This is a genomic window from Roseateles sp. PN1, from assembly GCF_038419725.1.
In the GTDB taxonomy this organism is placed as follows: Bacteria; Pseudomonadota; Gammaproteobacteria; order Burkholderiales; family Burkholderiaceae_C; genus Paucibacter_A.
Map to the genome: position 1 here is coordinate 75,012 of NZ_JBCARA010000016.1, position 16,306 is coordinate 91,317.

The 16,306-nt window shown below is 62.3% G+C and carries 19 protein-coding genes; 6 read left to right on the plus strand and 13 right to left on the minus strand.

The annotated features are described in order from the left end of the window. Positions 1-25: 25 nt before the first annotated feature. The 6 genes from AABB87_RS20700 (at position 26) to AABB87_RS20725 (ending at position 3,995) form a co-directional block, all read left to right on the plus strand. Positions 26-2,008, plus strand: coding sequence for a right-handed parallel beta-helix repeat-containing protein (locus AABB87_RS20700; protein ID WP_341973203.1), 1,983 nt, complete (start codon positions 26-28; stop codon positions 2,006-2,008). 117 nt (positions 2,009-2,125) lie between these two features. Further along, on the plus strand, positions 2,126-2,482 hold the full coding sequence (locus AABB87_RS20705; protein WP_341973204.1) for a hypothetical protein: 357 nt from the start codon (positions 2,126-2,128) through the stop codon (positions 2,480-2,482). After that, positions 2,466-2,852: a hypothetical protein gene (locus AABB87_RS20710; protein ID WP_341973205.1), complete on the plus strand. Its 387-nt coding sequence runs from the start codon at positions 2,466-2,468 to the stop codon at positions 2,850-2,852. Before AABB87_RS20705 ends, AABB87_RS20710 begins: the two co-directional genes overlap by 17 nt. Before the next feature lie 68 nt (positions 2,853-2,920). Next, a complete protein-coding gene (locus AABB87_RS20715) occupies positions 2,921-3,157 on the plus strand; it encodes a hypothetical protein (RefSeq protein WP_341973206.1) in 237 nt (78 codons plus the stop codon). After that, positions 3,154-3,579, plus strand: coding sequence for a D-Ala-D-Ala carboxypeptidase family metallohydrolase (locus tag AABB87_RS20720; RefSeq protein WP_341973207.1), 426 nt, complete (start codon positions 3,154-3,156; stop codon positions 3,577-3,579). Before AABB87_RS20715 ends, AABB87_RS20720 begins: the two co-directional genes overlap by 4 nt. Then, positions 3,576-3,995 carry a hypothetical protein gene (locus tag AABB87_RS20725; protein ID WP_341973208.1) on the plus strand — a complete coding sequence of 140 codons (420 nt, stop codon included), beginning with the start codon at positions 3,576-3,578 and terminating at the stop codon, positions 3,993-3,995. Before AABB87_RS20720 ends, AABB87_RS20725 begins: the two co-directional genes overlap by 4 nt. A 640-nt stretch (positions 3,996-4,635) precedes the next feature. Here AABB87_RS20725 and fliR read toward each other — a convergent pair. The 13 genes from fliR to fliF form a co-directional block, all read right to left on the minus strand. After that, entirely contained in the window at positions 4,636-5,400 is a 765-nt protein-coding gene (gene fliR, locus AABB87_RS20730; RefSeq protein ID WP_058719062.1) for a flagellar biosynthetic protein FliR, read from the minus strand. A 1-nt stretch (position 5,401) separates the two neighbouring features. Beyond that, on the minus strand, positions 5,402-5,671 hold the full coding sequence (gene fliQ, locus AABB87_RS20735; RefSeq protein ID WP_341973210.1) for a flagellar biosynthesis protein FliQ: 270 nt from the start codon (positions 5,669-5,671) through the stop codon (positions 5,402-5,404). 74 nt (positions 5,672-5,745) lie between these two features. Next, complete coding sequence (fliP, locus tag AABB87_RS20740; RefSeq protein WP_341973232.1) at positions 5,746-6,519, minus strand: flagellar type III secretion system pore protein FliP; 774 nt, start codon at positions 6,517-6,519, stop codon at positions 5,746-5,748. Next, on the minus strand, positions 6,509-6,871 hold the full coding sequence (gene fliO / locus AABB87_RS20745; RefSeq protein WP_341973211.1) for a flagellar biosynthetic protein FliO: 363 nt from the start codon (positions 6,869-6,871) through the stop codon (positions 6,509-6,511). Before fliO ends, fliP begins: the two co-directional genes overlap by 11 nt. Positions 6,872-6,973: 102 nt before the next feature. Then, entirely contained in the window at positions 6,974-7,411 is a 438-nt protein-coding gene (gene fliN, locus AABB87_RS20750) for a flagellar motor switch protein FliN (protein WP_341973212.1), read from the minus strand. After that, the gene (fliM, locus tag AABB87_RS20755; RefSeq protein WP_058719066.1) at positions 7,401-8,405 is read right to left on the minus strand and encodes a flagellar motor switch protein FliM; all 1,005 of its coding nucleotides are present in this window, start codon (positions 8,403-8,405) and stop codon (positions 7,401-7,403) included. Before fliM ends, fliN begins: the two co-directional genes overlap by 11 nt. A 31-nt stretch (positions 8,406-8,436) precedes the next feature. After that, positions 8,437-9,033: a flagellar basal body-associated FliL family protein gene (locus tag AABB87_RS20760; protein ID WP_341973213.1), complete on the minus strand. Its 597-nt coding sequence runs from the start codon at positions 9,031-9,033 to the stop codon at positions 8,437-8,439. 171 nt (positions 9,034-9,204) lie between these two features. Beyond that, positions 9,205-10,644 carry a flagellar hook-length control protein FliK gene (locus tag AABB87_RS20765; protein WP_341973214.1) on the minus strand — a complete coding sequence of 480 codons (1,440 nt, stop codon included), beginning with the start codon at positions 10,642-10,644 and terminating at the stop codon, positions 9,205-9,207. 10 nt (positions 10,645-10,654) lie between these two features. Further along, positions 10,655-11,125, minus strand: a complete 471-nt coding sequence (gene fliJ / locus AABB87_RS20770; protein ID WP_341973215.1) for a flagellar export protein FliJ — start codon at positions 11,123-11,125, stop codon at positions 10,655-10,657. A gap of 73 nt (positions 11,126-11,198) precedes the next feature. Beyond that, entirely contained in the window at positions 11,199-12,581 is a 1,383-nt protein-coding gene (gene fliI, locus AABB87_RS20775; RefSeq protein WP_341973233.1) for a flagellar protein export ATPase FliI, read from the minus strand. Positions 12,582-12,694: 113 nt separating this feature from the next. Beyond that, positions 12,695-13,498 (minus strand): FliH/SctL family protein, encoded by an 804-nt coding sequence (locus AABB87_RS20780; protein ID WP_341973216.1) that lies wholly within the window; start codon positions 13,496-13,498, stop codon positions 12,695-12,697. A gap of 32 nt (positions 13,499-13,530) precedes the next feature. After that, positions 13,531-14,526 (minus strand): flagellar motor switch protein FliG, encoded by a 996-nt coding sequence (gene fliG / locus AABB87_RS20785; RefSeq protein ID WP_058719070.1) that lies wholly within the window; start codon positions 14,524-14,526, stop codon positions 13,531-13,533. 39 nt (positions 14,527-14,565) lie between these two features. Next, positions 14,566-16,266 (minus strand): flagellar basal-body MS-ring/collar protein FliF, encoded by a 1,701-nt coding sequence (gene fliF, locus AABB87_RS20790; RefSeq protein ID WP_341973217.1) that lies wholly within the window; start codon positions 16,264-16,266, stop codon positions 14,566-14,568. Positions 16,267-16,306 lie beyond the last annotated feature (40 nt).

The following is a 16,306-nucleotide window of genomic DNA, read 5'->3' on the forward strand; positions in this document are numbered from 1 at the left end:
GCGCGCCAAACCAGAGGCGCGCCCTATGTCTGTCGTTGAAGAAACCCCCATTGCAAGCTCGGTGGCCAACGGCGCCACGTCCGTTTTTCCGTATTCGTTCACGGTCCTCAATGCGGCCGACCTGAAGGTGCAGGGTGAACTGAATGGGGTCAAAACGATCTACACGCTGGGCGTCGATTACACCTTGTCAGGCGTTGGCTCTGGCAGTGGTAGCGTCAACTTCTTGGCGAATCCAGCGGCCGGGACTGTCATCACGCGCTACCGTGACACCGCGCTGATCCGCACGACCGATTACCAAAACAATGGCGATTTGCTGGCCGGTGCACTTAATGGTGACATGGATCGCTTGTGGCTTGTGCTTCAAGAGATTTACGGCGGAGGAAAGGGCGCCCCAACGTCCTTGCGCGTCCCGAATGGTGAGACAGTTCCAGCCCTGGCTGCTGCTGGATCGCGCGCAAATCGAGTTCTGGCATTCGATTCAAGCGGCAACCCGATCACCATCCCTGGCGTTGACTCTGGCAGCGCAGCAGCCCTTGCATTAGATCTGGCTAATGGCGGAAATTCCACCAAGGCTTCTGGCCAAATCGCCTTCAATGGTTCTTTGCCGTACCCAGATGGCTCTCTTGGAGCGGAAGTTCGCCGCAAGGTCTACGCGGCATCTCGCGGAGCCTCTCCGAGCAAAACCGCAGCGCAGAACACCGCAATTTTGCAGCCCCTGTTGGACGCGATGACAGCGGGGGATGCACTTGTTTTCACCAGTGGGGATTGGCCGATCAATACCCTGTACGTCCAGAACGACCGTGTGAGCGTCATTGGCGAGGGTGATGCGACTCTAGTTCTTCAGGGCAACACTGATGGTTTAGTCGTTGGCGTGACTGGATCAATGCTGAGCTTCTGTGATGTCGTTGGCTTGAAATTTGACCGGGCGGCAAAGAGCACAGACGGGGCCGCCGTGAAGATGGTGAATACAGCTTACTCAAGCGTTCGGCGCTGCGGGTTCCGCAACAGCTACAAAGGCATCTGGGTCAAAACGCACAACGACTCGCTGCTGATCGACGGCAATGTTTTCTACGATGGCACCTATTACGGCATCTACGAAAACAACATCAATGAAACGTGGGCCAATGACCTGCGCATTTGCCACAACTACTTTTGGCACGTTGAGTACGCCGCGCTCTTCATGACCGCTGACGGTGTTGGCGTGGCCTCGGTGGGTGACACCTATTTCCACCACAACGTGATTGTGTCGTCGCCATCGAAGGGCGCGCTACAGACAAAACACGCTGTTCGTGTTGAGGGCGCAGGCACCTACAACACCAATGTGCGCGTTGAACAAAACGTCATGGAAGGGCTGCGAAACCAGTTTGTTTGGATGGTTGGGCTAAATCGCTCACCGGTCATTGGCAACTATTTCAGCGGCACCGGGACGAACGATGTCGGCCTGTACTACGGCAGCGGAACCGGCAATAGCCAGATCGGCGGCAACACCTTCATCGGCTTCAATTCGTCCGGTGCGTTCATCTTCAGCACTGGCGGGATTTCATTCTGCAATAACCACTTCACGGCGAACGCCACCCTGGGCGGAGCCACCGCTGAGCTGACGATGCAGAGCGTGCAAGACGTGATGATCGACACCAACTTCTTCAGTTCAGCAAGCTCGAAGTGGTGCATTGATCTTTCTGGCACTACTGACCAGATCATCATCACCAGCAACCGCTTTTCTAAGTCCGGCGCCAATGCGAATTACGCGCTTGATATTCGCCTGAACTTCTTCGGCTCGAATCGTCGGATCCAGTCCAATCTTGGGAACGACGTCACCTCAGGCGCCGGCACATCGTCGCCAGTTGCTGGGTCGGCGTTGCAGTGGTACCAGGGCGACCGGATCGAGAACAAGGCGCCTTCCGAGCTTGGTACATCGCCCAACAAATACACCATTAATGGCTGGATCTGCACGATTCAGGGTGACCCTGGAACGTGGCAGCAGCAGCGCATGTTGACGGGCAACTGATTAACTCTTGGAGGCATCTATGAACACCATTCGACAACGCATCGCCTCGGCCTTGATCACGCTGGGCAAGTGGATTCAGCCGACAACCAACGCCGGCCCGATTGGCGAAGATCCGAAATGATCCTTGGTCTGCTGATCCTGGTGTCAGCCTGCGTGCATGAGTTTGCTTGGCAGATGTTCCCGGCCGGCACCCAGGGCGCGGCGCGGGATGTGACGCAATGGTGGCCGATCCTCTCTCTGTGCTGGGCGGCTCATTGCCTAGCGCGGGATAGGTTCGTCTCTGCTGTCTGCGTGGCGGTCGGCATTATGTCCAGCACGACGGCAGGCTGTTCGGCCTGGTGGTTCGCGGCACGATTCCATATCGTCCCCGGCATGGATGGATGCTCAAAACAATGGGGGGTTCCTATGTTGATGATTTCAGCAGTGGCCGCGCTGGCCGTGTTCTTCTGGTGGCCTCATGCCCAGCGGCGTTGATCCAGTCGTCGGGCTTGCGCAAGTCCTGGCCGTCTTCGTCGGGGCCAGCACTGCCGCGGTCATCGCGCCGCACCTCGTTGTCGTGATCGCTGGGGCAGCGGGGGGCGTGCTTGGCCTCATGTCATGGCGGGCCTGCAGTACCTGGGAGGGCATCCGCTATGTGATGGGAATGTGCGCACTGGCGTGGCTCTTCACAGGCTCGGCGGCTGAGCTGATCACGCTCTATGTCCATGTCGAAGACAAGCGGCTTGTCACCCCGGTGGCGCTGCTGATCGGCTGGGTGGGGCACCGCTGGCCGGCAGTGGGCAAATGGGCGGGAAGGCTGGCTAAGGCGTCGGCAGAGGCAGCACTAAGGGGCGGCAAATCATGATCGGTGACTTGATCCATTACAGCGCGGTCATGTCGATTGCGTGGTCTGTGTTCTGCCGGGCCAGGCGCATGGACGCATCCACCCCGGCGCGGCTCAAGTTGCAACACGGACTTGTGCTCGTCTTGTCGCTGCTGTCGCTGCCGATCTTCGGCCTGCATGAGTTTTCGGGCGAGATGCTGGCCCTGGCCCTCTGCGCCTATCTCTGGATCGACGCGAGGCGCTGGCGCAATGAGGTTCCCATGGGGTGCCCGGTTGAGCTTTCACACGATCAGTTGCACGCAGTGCGAGGGAGGGGGCCGAAGTGATCACGATCGAAAACTACTTCATGGGCCGGCGCGAGCAATACCCCCAGGCGCTGACGGCTGACATTGAGCGTAATGCAAAGCTCACGATCGAGCTGGCCAGCAGGCTTTTGACTCAGGCGCGCAGCTACGGTGTTTCGCTTGACCTCAACTCAAAGACGGGGAGCGTCGTTTCGTCAGGATGGCGCCCGCCAGCGTACAACGCGACAGTTGCCGGCGCCGCTCCGAACTCCAAGCACATGACGGGGCAGGCGATCGACATTTTTGACCCCGACGGTGATCTTGATGATTGGCTGATGACAGGCGAAGGCCAGGCCGCGCTTACTGCGATCGGCCTTTGGATTGAGCACCCGGCCAGCACAAAAGGATGGTCGCACCTTCAAACCGTGCCGCCCCGATCGGGCCGACGAGTGTTCTACCCATGATCCGCGCCTATGTTGCGATCGCACTTTTGGCGGGGTCATTCGGCGCCGGCTGGATTGGCCACATGCGCTGGGCCAATGTTGACCGCCTCAAGACCGAGATTGCCGCCGCAGAAGCGGCGCGAGAAAGCGAGCGAACCGATGCACTCAAGCAAGCCCAAACCCTCAGCGACTACGCGGCGCGGCTCAAGCGGGAAAGCTCTGCCGCTGCTGCTGCTCGCTCTGATCTTGACCGGCTGCGCAACGCACTCGCCACCGGCCCCGAAGCCCCTGCCGATTCCTGCGGCCCTGAGCGAGCCAGAATCCGAGTCCTTAGCGACGTACTCGCAGAGGGTGCAGGATTGGCTGCGGAAGGCCGCGGACACGTTGAGCAACTGAGGGCTGACCGGGCTGCGCTTGTAGGAGAGAGTGGCCGGTGATGAAACTCCGGCTTGCGTGTGTTACGGGTTAGCGCGTCCACCCTGACTTACGCATCATCACTGCGCTTCACTCTCAAGCCTGACCCCTGCAGCCTACGCAGGAATTGAGGGCGCGACCCTTCGCCTTGGCTGGCTCACCTTGGTTTGCATCCCTCGGGGCCTCTTTGGCTAGGTCAGACTTGAAAGCCCCCGTCTTTCCGGGGTGTCACTGGCACGCTAATTTTCTCCAGCCGTCACCGCAGTTTACGATTGCGGCTCGAAGGGCTCCGGCGCTGAACCCGGATCACGGGATAGGTGATTTCGAATAGAAGCGGACTGCCGAAGCTTCCGCATAGGACGTAGCCACCCGCAATATTCCAACCTGGGCGCATCAGCCTGCGCATTCCCCATAGAGGGAATTCTGCCCGCATAAATCCCGCACGACAACGCCCAAGCTATTGTTTTTAGTTATGTTTTGCGTGCCCGTCCTGGGCACCAGCACATTGAGGTTGGGATGAATTGGTTTGAAGGGCCTCTCCGGCCCTTGTTGGGCTGGGCCTGGTGCTCGCCCATGAATCGGTGATGCAAAGCGCCTCTAGCGCCTCTATGACCATTGGGTACGCTTGAATAGCTTGTACGCCCCAAGCAAGGCGGCAGCGAGCTAGGTGAATGCCGCGAGCATGCGCTCCAAAGCGACCATGAATGGTGTTTGCATCAGCGGCAAGGTAGCCACCATGCCGATCAGGCCGATGCTCACAGTCAGCGGGAAGCCGACCGAGAACACGCCGATCTGCGGCGCGACGCGTGAAATCACCCCCAGCACCAAGTTGACGAACATCAGCATGGTGATCAAGGGCAGGGCGATCCACAGCCCCATGCGGAAGATTTCGGCGCCCCAGGTCTGCGGTTGCGTCACGCGCAGAAAGCGAAACGGTTCGTCGCCGATCGGAAAGACGTGGAAGCTTTGAATCAAGGAATTGATCAAGAGCAGGTGGCCATTGATGGCAATGAATAGAAAAGCCACCATGCTGCCAAAAAAGCGTGCCGTGCCTGTGCCTTGGCTCCCAGTGGCAGGGTCGAAGAAGCCGGCGTAGTTCAGGCCCATCTGCAGGCCGATCAACTCACCCGCAAACTCCAGTGCTGCAAACACCAGCCGAACGGCGAAGCCCATGGACAGACCGATCAGCAATTGCTGCCCCAGCAAGAGCAGCAATGTCGGCAGCGAGTCCAGAGGCGTCAGAGGCATGGGCGGCAGCGAGGGCTGGGCCGCCATTGAGATAAAGATGGCCAAGCCAATCCGCGCGCGCATCGGCACATTGCGCTGGCTGAAGATAGGCATGCCCGCGAACAGGGCCATGGTGCGGATGAAGGGCCACAGCAGTGGGTTCAACCACGCCAGCAACTGCGCTTCGGTGAAGGAAATCATCTCAGCCGACGGCTTGCGGAATGGCTTGCAAGGTGCGCTGGATGTACTCCACCAAGGTGTTCACCATCCATGGCCCGGTGATGGCCAAGACCAGCACCGCGGCGATGACCTTGGGCACGAAACTCAGCGTTGCTTCGTTGATCTGCGTGGCGGCCTGGAACACGCTCACCAGCACGCCGACCAGCAGCACGGTGAGCAGAATCGGCGCCGACACCAGCAGCAGGATGTAGAGGCCTTGTTGGCCGTAGGTGAAGACTTGTTGTGCATCCATGGTGCTTCTCTTTGCCTGTGGCGTCTTGTTGTTCGACTGGAGTGGTTCGCTATGGGGTCAGGTCTTGCCTGCGCCTAGGTGACGAAGGAGGCCGCGAGTGATCCCAAGAGCAAATTCCAACCATCGGCCAGTACAAACAGCATCAGCTTGAAGGGCAGGGCCACCAGCACGGGCGACAGCATCATCATGCCCAGGCTCATCAGCACGCTGCTGACGATCATGTCGATGACCAGGAAGGGGATGAAGATCAGGAAGGCGATCTGGAAGGCGCTTTTCAGCTCGCTGGTGACAAAGGCCGGCACCAGCACCTTGAATGGCACGTCTTCGGCCTTGATGCTGCTGTCGAGCTTGGCCAGGCGGGTGAACAGGGCTACGTCGGCCTGCCGGGTCTGCTTGAGCATGAAGTTACGCATCGGCGGCTCGGCGCGCTTGACAGCTTCTTCGAAGCCGATTTGCCCTGCGCTGTACGGTTGCCAAGCATCGGCGTAGACCTTGTCCAGGGTCGGGCTCATCACGAAAAATGTCAGGAACAGGCTCAGGCCCACGATCACCTGATTCGGCGGCGCGGCTTGCGTGCCCAGGGCCTGGCGCATCAGGGACAGTACGATGACGATGCGGGTGAAGCCGGTCATCATCAAGAGCATGGCCGGCAGAAAGCCCAGTGCCGTGAAGAACAGCAGGGTCTGGATCGGCACCGAGTAATTGCTGCCGCCCGAGCCTTGCCCGATCAGCAATGGCAGCGTGGCCGGCGGTGGGTTGCCTGCCGCTTGGCTCCAGGCCGCCGCGGACAATGCCGTAAGCAGTGAGAAGGCCAGCGCCTGCTTCATCCAGCGAGGGTCAAGACGCATCATGATCCCCAGCCTTGGCGGCGCCCTGGCCACGCAAGCGCGCGCCCAGCATCTGCGCAAATGGCACGGCGGCCGCGTTCTCTGTTGCTTCCGCCTGCGGCGCCATCTCGTGCAAGGTGCTGATCTGCTGGGCGGTGACGCCCAGGACAAGCCAACGGCGCTGATCGCCTTGGCCCACCTCGACCGTCAGCAATTTTTGATTAGGGGAGATGGGCAACTGTGCGACAACGCGCATTACGCCTTGCGGGTTCAGGCTGCCACCCATGGGGCTGCGCTTGAGCAGCCACAGGGCAAGAGGGATCAGGCACAGAATGGCCAGAAACCACAGGAAAGGTAGGAAGGGCGAGTTCATGGGTTTGATTGTCACCAGCAGGGCGCTGTGTCAAACCGCACAATAAAGGCCGCAAAGCGGCCTTGACTCCAATCGGGGGTCAGGTCTTGCCTGATGCCAATTTCAGCCCTTGGACAAGCGCCGCATCCGCTCGGAGGGCGTGACGATGTCGGTCAAGCGAATACCGAACTTGTCATTCACCACCACGACCTCGCCTTGGGCGATCAGGTAGCCGTTGACCAGCACGTCCATGGGCTCGCCCGCCAGGGCATCCAACTCAACCACCGAGCCTTGCGCGAGTTGCAGGATGTTCTTGATGGGGATGCGGGTACGGCCTAACTCAACGGTCAACTGGACGGGAATGTCCAGAATCATATTGATGTCGCCACTGGGCATATTGCTGGGCGTGGGCGAGAAGTTGGCGAAGCTGGCCGGCGCCACCTGCTCGGTGGGCGCGCTGACCTCTTCGGCCACATCGTTGGGCTTGGCTTCGGCCAGGGCGGCAGCCCACTCGGCCGCCATTGCGTCTTGTTCTTCGGAGGAGGGGGTATCAGGTGACATTGCGGGCTCCCAGCCAACCCTGGTCGGGGGCGGTCAACATTTGTTCAACTTTGATGGCGTACTTGCCGTTGGTGGTGCCGTAGTGGCAGTCATACACGGGCACGCCGTCGATCTTGGCTTTGATCAGTGACTCGAGATCCAACTCGATGAAGTCACCGGGTTTGAAGGCCAGCAACTGCTCCACCGTGGCGGGTGCGGTGCCTAATTCGGCCACCAACTCGACCTTGGCATCTTGAATCTGGTGCTTGAGCAGATTGACCCAGCGGCGGTCCGGTTCGGTGCTGTCACCCACGGTGGTGGAGTACAGCACATCGCGAATTGGCTCCAGCGTAGCGTAAGGGATGCAGAAGTAGACCGTGCCACTGACTTCGCCGATTTCCAGGGTGAAGGAGGTGGACACCACGATCTCGCTGGGTGTGGCGATATTGGCAAATTGGGGCTGCATCTCCGAGCGCTGGAATTCGAGTTCCAGCGGATAGATGCCCTTCCAGGCCTTGTGATACTCGGCGGTGATCACTTCCACCAAGCGCAGAATCACGCGCTGCTCGGTGGCAGAGAAATCACGACCTTCGATGCGCGCATGGAATTTGCCGATGCCGCCGAACAGCGAATCAATCACCGCGAATACCAGCGTCGGGTCGCAGACGATCAGCCCGGAGCCGCGCAGCGGCTTGACCGAGACGATGTTGAAGTTGGTGGGCACCACGATCTCGCGCAAGAAGGCGCTGTACTTCTGCACCTTGATGCCGCCGATGGCGACTTCCGGGCTCTTGCGGATGAAGTTGAACAGGCCCACACGGATATTGCGGGCGAAGCGTTCGTTGATGATTTCCATCGTGGGCATGCGCCCACGAACAATGCGCTCCTGGCTGGCCAGGTTGTAGTCGCGTATGCCGCCGACCTGCTCCTCCTCGGCGTCGAGCTTTTGGCTCTCACCGGTGATGCCTTGCAGAAGGGCGTCGACTTCGTCTTGTGAAAGTATTTGTTGATTCATGCTGAATCACCGATGCGCGAAGGCTTCAGGCTCACTGGACGATGAAAGTGGAGAACAGCACATTGGTCACCGGGCTTTCGACCTGCTGGCGTTTTTTCTTCTTTTTCTTCTTGACGGTGTCTGGTGGAGGATCTTCTTCATCCTCGTCATCCAACTCGATGCCCATGGGCCGGACCGACTCGCGCTTGATTTCGCGGGCCAGCTTTTCCTTGCCTTCGATGGTCAGCAACTCAACCGAGGACTTGTGGGACAGGAGCATCAGCACATTGCTGCGGATGGCAGGCAGATAGGCTTTGATCTGATCAGCGGTTTTCGCGTCGACGACCTCAAGGGTGACGCCAATTTGGGCGAAGCGGTCCACATCCTTGTCCGACAGATTGACCGTGAACGGATCCAGCGGAACAAACGTGGGCGGCGTGCCAGGCTTGGGTTTGGCGTGGACAGGGGCGGGCTCATGCACTTCTTCCGCGCCTTCCTCGCCGTCGGCGGGGGCCTTTTTCTTCAGCAGGAGAAAGGCAGCACCACCGCCCACCAGCACCAAAACCAGCACGGCCGCGATGATGATGATCAGCTTTTTATTACCCCCACCCTTGGGTGCTTCTGCGGCGGGTGCGGCGGGTGCGGACATGGATGCGAACTCCTGTGATGACGGTGGCGACCCAGCATTGGGCTTGAGGCTGATTATTGAGGCCAGGCGTTTGGCTCAAGCGGCGAAAAGAAGGGCCTCGGCTCGCTTAATCGACCCTGGCCGGCCGCCCGCTCATGCTGCCAGGCTTCAGGCCTGAATTCATGCCCAAACTCAGGCGTATAGATCCAGCACCCCTTGCGTGCTGCGCGGCATTGGCCTTGCGGCGCTCAGGCTGTTGCCATTGTCGACGTTAATCAGGCTGCGATTGCCCATGCGCACGCCACGCGAGGCGCTCGTGCCTTCTTGGCTCTGGCCTTGATTGGCCTGGCCTTGCTGGCTCATCTGCTGCTGGAACACACCGCCGCCGCTGAGGGTCAGGCCGTTTTCACGCAAAGCAGCCGCCAGATCGGGCAGGCCGCGTTCCAACACCTCGCGGGTTTGCGCGTTGTCGGCGTGGAAGGAAACCTGGGCTTGCTGGCCGTCCACCACGATTTGCACCGCGACGGGGCCCATCTCGGCCGGGTTCAGATGCAAATGCGCTTCTTGCACGCCTTGCGAGGCCAGCACGCTCAGGCGCGCTGCCATCTCGGGCGCAAAAGCTGCGCTGTACAGGGGCTGGGGCAGGCTGATCTGGCTGGCGCTTGCAGCGCTGCCGCCTTGGTTCAGCGGCGCCACATCGGCGCCGGTGCCCGAGGCGACCGCAGGGCCGGCTTGGCTGAGTGCAGCCAGCACATCGGCGCTGGCTGCTTCAGCCTTGGCCGGTGTAGCGGCTGTCAGACCCGTGCTTGCAGCCTGGTTGGCGGCTTGCATTTGGCCGGCAAAGCTGGGCTCAGCATTGGCTGCGCTTGAGGAAGCTGTTGCTGCCGCTTGGCTTTTGGCCTGCTCGGCGCTCAGTTCCTGGCGGCCCAGCGCGGCCTGGGCCGAGCGCTTGCCGCCTAGGCCCGCCATGGCTTGGCCGTTGGCGGGGTCGGTGCTGGCTGTTGTGTCTTCGGTGGTCTCGGTGCCGGTGTTGTCGGCCGCATTCTGGCCACCAAGCAGTTTGGCCGTGCGTGGGTCAGCCGCGGCGATCTGGCTGGCATTGGGCTCAGCCTGCGCTGTGCTGGACGCCTGGCTGGTGGCGGATTCGGACTGCTCGCTGGCAGCGGCCTTGGCCTTGGTGTTCTTCAGTTGACCCGACGCATCTACACCGTCAGCCGTGGCCTCGGCCTGCGCCGTGGCTTTGCCGGATACGGTGGCTCCATCAGGCTTGGCGCCGGCTTGGGCCACGCCTCGGCCGGCTTTGTCGGCCGAAGCGTTGCTGCGCTTGAGGGCTTGGCTGCGGCTTTCTTGTTGTTGCTGGGCAGCGCTGCGTTCCAAGCTGTCGCGCTCTTGCGCTTGGCTGTTTTCGCGGTTGGCGGTGCTCAAGCGTTCTTGATCGCGGCGGGCGCTGTCCATCACCGGGGTTGTGGTCACCGGCGGTGGGGTCGGTGCCGGGGGCGTTGCCGGCACAAACTTGCTCAGCATGAGCGAGAAATTGCCGCTGGCACCTTCGGGCTGGCTGCTGGGCTTGGCGCCGGGATTGCTGACCCGGGCCGAGTCGCTGCGGGAGAGGTTGTTGACGAAGCTGCTCATGCTGCGGACCTCAAGCGCTCAGGCGCACAAAAGGGTTGTAGGCCGACTGCAGGGTGCGGGCGGCTTGTTCATCGCAAGCTTTTTGCTCCTGGCGCTGCACGGCGCGCATCTTTTCCTGCTGGCGGCGCTCAATCAGCTTGCTGATGGCAGCCACGCGCATATCGGTCTCGCGCAGCTTTTCGCGGGCGGCGGCTTGGCGCTGGTCGGCGTACTGGGTGATATTGCCCTGGCTGCTGATGGCTTCGTCCAGGCGGCCACCGAAGCTTTGGTAGCAAGCCACGATGTCCATGGTGCCGTGCGAGGCGAACTGCTGGGTCCAGCGCTGTTGGTAGTCGCTGCGGTACTGGTTCAGCTCGCCATGCTGGTTGCGGGCCTGGGTGGCGCGCTTTTCTGCTTCTTGAAAGATGCGCAGGGCTTCGTCGCGTTCGCTCTCGGCGCGCTCCAGCAAGATGGTGAGGACCTGCAGATTGCTTGAACTCATGGTGCTAACTCCGCAAAAGAGAGGCAAGGGGCCGCGGCGGCTGAGTCTTGCTTCTCGGGTTTATCGACAGATCTCAGGCGTCCTTAACTACGCTTGTGAGTTGTCGGACGCTGTCGGCCAAGGAGGCCGGGCTGTGCATGTCTTGCTGCAATAGCCGGTTGATATCGGGGTGGCTGCGCACGGCCAGATCCAGTTCGAAGTCATTGCCGGGTACATAAGCACCCAGCTGAATCAGATCGCGCGCTTTGTTGTATTTAGCGAGCAGTTGACGGCAGCGGCGGGCTGCCTCGATGTGCGGTTGCGGGGCCACGTTGGTCATCACCCGGCTGATCGAGCGTTCGATGTCGATGGCGGGGTAATGGCCGGCCTCGGCGAGTTCGCGGCTCAAAACGATGTGGCCGTCCAAAATACCGCGCGCGGCGTCGGCGATCGGGTCTTGTTGGTCGTCGCCCTCGCTCAGCACGGTATAGAAGGCGGTGATGGAGCCTTCGCCGGGCAGGCCGTTGCCGCTGCGTTCCACCAACTGGGGCAGTTTGGCAAAGCAGCTGGGCGGATAGCCTTTGGTGGCCGGCGGCTCGCCAATGGCCAGGGCGATCTCGCGCTGCGCCATGGCGTAGCGGGTGAGCGAGTCCATCAGCAGCAGCACATGCTGGCCACGGTCGCGGAAGTTTTCGGCAATGGCGGTGGCGTAGTGGGCGCCTTGCATGCGCACCAGCGGCGGCGCGTCAGCGGGCGCGGCCACCACGACCGAGCGGTGCAGGCCTTCATTGCCCAGGATGTCTTCGATGAATTCCTTCACTTCGCGGCCGCGCTCGCCGATCAGGCCGACCACGATCACATCCGCCTGCGTGAAGCGGGCCATCATGCCCAGCAGCACCGATTTACCGACGCCGGTGCCGGCAAACAGGCCCAGGCGCTGGCCGCGGCCGACGGTGAGCATGCTGTTGATGGCGCGCACGCCGGTGTCCAGCGGCGTGCGCACCGGGTCGCGGTCCATCGCATTGATGGGGCGGCGCACCATGGGTTCGGCATGCACATCGTGCAGGGGGCCGCGGCGGTCCAGGGGATGGCCGTGCGAATCCACCACCCGACCCAGCAGGCCTTCGCCCATGGGCAGATGCAGGCCGCGGTCTTCGCCGCGGCGCCAAGGGTGCAGGGGCTTGCCCAGTTGCGGGGCGATCAGGGGCAGGGCGCGTGGCAGCACCATGGCGCCGCTGGACAGGCCTTGAATCTCATCGGTCGGCATCAGATAGGCGCGGTCGCCCGAGAATCCCACCACCTCGGCGTTCACCGGGCGCAAGCCGCGCTGGGGGTTGGCGCCTGAGCTGGGCATTTGAATTTCGCAGACCGAACCCACCGGCACTTTCACGCCAGTCGCTTCCAACACCAGGCCGGCCACTCGCACCAGCTTGCCTTGTGATTCCAGCGGCACCGGGTTGCCGGCAAAGGCTTGCATGTCTTGCAAATACTGCTGCCAGCGGCCCGGGCGGGTGCTGTAGCGCTCAGGACCCGGTTCGGCATCGGCTTGGCCGGTGCTCAGGTCCGCGAGGTCGAGGTCTTGAAAGCCGCTCATGGCGCCAGCTCCGCATCATCCAAAGGGGCGGCGGGCGCAGCGCCGGCGCGGCGGTCTTCCCACAGCGAGGCTTGACCCATGGCGGCGGCAGCTTGTTGCCAGCGGGTGGCCAGCGTGGCGTCAACGCTGCTGATGTCTGAATCCACTTTGCAGCCGCCGCGTGCCACATCGGGGTCGGGCAGCACTTGCGCTTCGCGGGCACGCATTTCTTCGCCGGCACCGTCGATCACCAGCGGATAGTCCGCCGGGTTGACGCGCACCCGCACATGCTTGGCCGAGAGCTGCAAAGCTTCCACCGCGTCATGCGCGACCTTGGCGATGTGCTCGGGGCGCTGGGTGATTTCGCTGCGCACCACTTGGCGTGCCAGCTCCACCGCGCAGCGTGCCAGGGCTTGCGCCATCTCGCCTTCCAGGGCCAGAAAGTCGGCGTCGAAGTTCTTCACCAGTGCGCCGATTTGACCGGCCATTTGCTTGGCGAAGCTTTGTTTGAAGGCGTCCAGCGCGGCCATGCCATCGCGGTAGCCGTCTTGGTAGCCGGCTTGGCGGGCTTCGTGCAGCAGCTCGGAAACATCCGGCTCGGGCGGCGCGGCGGGCTCGGGTGGCGTGCTCGGGGTGGGCGCCGGGGCGCTGACCGAGGGGCGCTTTTCGTTCATCGCGCCATGCAGGGCGTCGGGGTTCCAGGCGGCAAAGCCATGCAACTCCTCACGCGGAATGAAGCGGCTGTAGCTGCTGCTGCGCGGGGCATTGCCTTCGCGCTGCGGCGGCGGCACTTGGCGGGGGGGCGTTCTGGCGGCACTCATGGGATTCAGCGCTTGGGCATTCGGTCAATGGATCAAACGAATTGGTCGTCGCCGCCACCGGCCAGGACGATGGTGCCTTCGTCCACCAGGCGGCGCACGATCTTGAGCATTTCCTTCTGCTCGGACTCCACTTCGGAGAGGCGCACTGGGCCGCGCGACTCGAGGTCTTCGCGCAGCGTTTCGGCAGCGCGGGAGGACATATTGCGCAGCACCTTCTCGCGCAGCTCGGCGCTGGCACCCTTGAGGGCGACGATGAGCGACTCGCTCTGCACTTCCTTGAGCACGGCTTGGATGCCCTTGTCGTCGACCTTCTCCAGATCGTCGAAGGTGAACATGTTGTCCATGATCTTCTGGGCCAGGTCGGCATCGGCTTCGCGGATGTAGTCCAGCACCGAGGCTTCCACGCTGGAGCCCAACATATTGATGATCTCGGCCGCGGTCTTGACGCCACCCAAATTGGACTTCTTCATGCGCTCGCCACCAGCCAGCACCTGGCTCAAGACTTCGTTGAGGTCCTTCAAGGCCAGGGGCTGAATGCCGTCCAGCGTGGCGATGCGCACCAGCACTTCGTTGCGCTGGCGCTCGGTGAAGACGCGCAGCACCGAGCTGGTTTGGTCATAGTCCAGGTGGGCCAGGATGGCGGCGATGATTTGCGGGTGTTCGTTGCGCAACAATTCGGCCACCGAGGTGGCGTCCATCCACTTCAGGCTTTCGATGCTGGAGACATCGCTGCCTTGCAAAATGCGGTCCAGCAGCAAATTGGCCTTGTCGTCGCCCAGGGCCTTGCGCAGCACCGAGCGCACATACTCATCGGTGTCGCTGACCAGGGTGCTTTGGGTGGCCGCCACGGCGTCGAAGCGGGTCAGCACCTGCTCGACCTTTTCGCGCGCCACCACCTTGAGCTTGGCAATCGTCTCGCCCAGGGCTTGCACTTCCTTGGGCTGCAAATGCTTGAAGACCTCGGAAGCTTCTTCCTCGCCGAGTGACATCAGCAAGATGGCAGCGTCTTCTACTCCGGATTCGTCCATGATGGTGCTGGTCTCTTGGTGCGTTCAGTGAGGGCGTGCTCAGGCGGCTTCGCCGGTCATCCAGCTGCGCATGATGTTGGCCACGGCAATCGGGTTCTCGCGAGCCAGGGCTCGGGCACGCTCCAGCTTGTCGTTGGAGACCGGGGCCTCCAGGGCGGGCAAGCCGTTGGCGCCCAACACGGCGGGCAGTTGGTTTTCGTCGTCGACGATGGCGTTGAGTTCTTGCGGGCCTTCGCCTTCCTTGGCTGCGGCCGGCTCCACCGGCGGAGGGTAGGCGGCACGGATGGCCGGGCGCACCATGCCGAACACAGCAATCAGCGCCACCAAGACCAGGGCCAGCGGCACGGCCGCAGCGCGAACCATGTCCAGCACCAGCGGCTGCTTCCACAGCGGCAGGTCGGTGGCGTCTTGCTTGTCGTTCATGAAGGGAGCGCTGATGATCTTCAGCGAGTCACCACGCTCCTGGCTGAAACCCATGGTTTCCTTGACCAGGGCGGTCAGCTTGTCCAGCTCTTCTTGCGGCACGGGAATGGTGTTGACCTTGCCCTTGGGGTCGGTGCTGGAGCGGTGGTTCACCACCACGGCGGCGTTCAGGCGACGCACCTGGCCGGTGGCGTTGCGCACCACGCGCACAGTCTTGTCGAGTTCGAAATTGGTGACCGCCTCGCGACGCGAGCTGCTGGTGGCGCTGCCGCCGGCCACTTGCAGCGGGGCCGAGGCGCCGGTGATGGGCGCGGTGGCCGGCACAGGCGGCTGGTTGGTGGCCGCACCCGGCACGCCGGTGGGCAGGGCGGGCGTGCCGTTGGTGGATTCGTTGGTTTGCGAGCTGCGCACTGCGGCGCTGGCGTTCTGGCCCTGGTTGGGCTTGAACTCCTCGGCGGTGGATTCCACTTGCGAGAAGTCCACATCGGCGGTGACGGTGGCGCGCAGGTTCTCGCGGCCAACCACCGGCTCCAGCAACTCGTAGATGCGCTTGTTGATATTGGCTTCGATCTGCTGCTTGTACTGCAGCTGCTGGCTGTCGAGGCCATTGCCGTTGTCGCTGGTGTTGGACAGCAGGGCGCCGGTTTGGTCCAGCACGCTGACGGCCTTGGGCGCCAGTTCAGGCACGCTGGCCGACACCAGGTGCACGATGCCCGCAATCTGGGCGCGATCCAGGGTGCGGCCGCCGCGCAGGGTCAGCATCACCGAGGCGCTGGGCTTTTGCTGTTCGCGGAAAAAACCGTTTTGCTGCGGCATGGCCAGGTGCACGCGCGCATCGGCCACATCGGCCAGGGCGGTGATGGTGCGGGTCAGCTCGCCTTCCAGGCCGCGCTGGAAGTTCAGCCGTTCATTGAATTGGGTCTGGCCGATGGAGCTTTTGTCCATCAGCTCGAAGCCGACGGTGCTGCCCTTGGGCAGGCCGGCCGAGGCCAGCTTCATGCGCACATCGTAGACCTGGCTGGCTGGCACCAAGATCGTGCCGCCGGGATCGTTGCGGTAGGGCACGCCCAGGGTGGTCAGCTGGGCGATGACGGCGCCGCCGTCCTTATCAGACAAGCCGGTGAACACCGGCCGGAAGTCACCCTGATTGCTCCACAAGGTCATGGCCAGCACGGCGCCGGCCAGCACGGCCAGGCCGGCGGCCATCATCACCTTGCTGCGTGTGGGCATGGCCACCAGGCGGGCGCCAAAGCTCTGCTCGCCGGGGGTGACGGCAAGGGGCAGGGCAGTGACGTTGGGGCTGATCGCGTTGTCCATGAGCTGAGCGGAAATGCTTGCGGTGAAGGGCGGCGGTTTG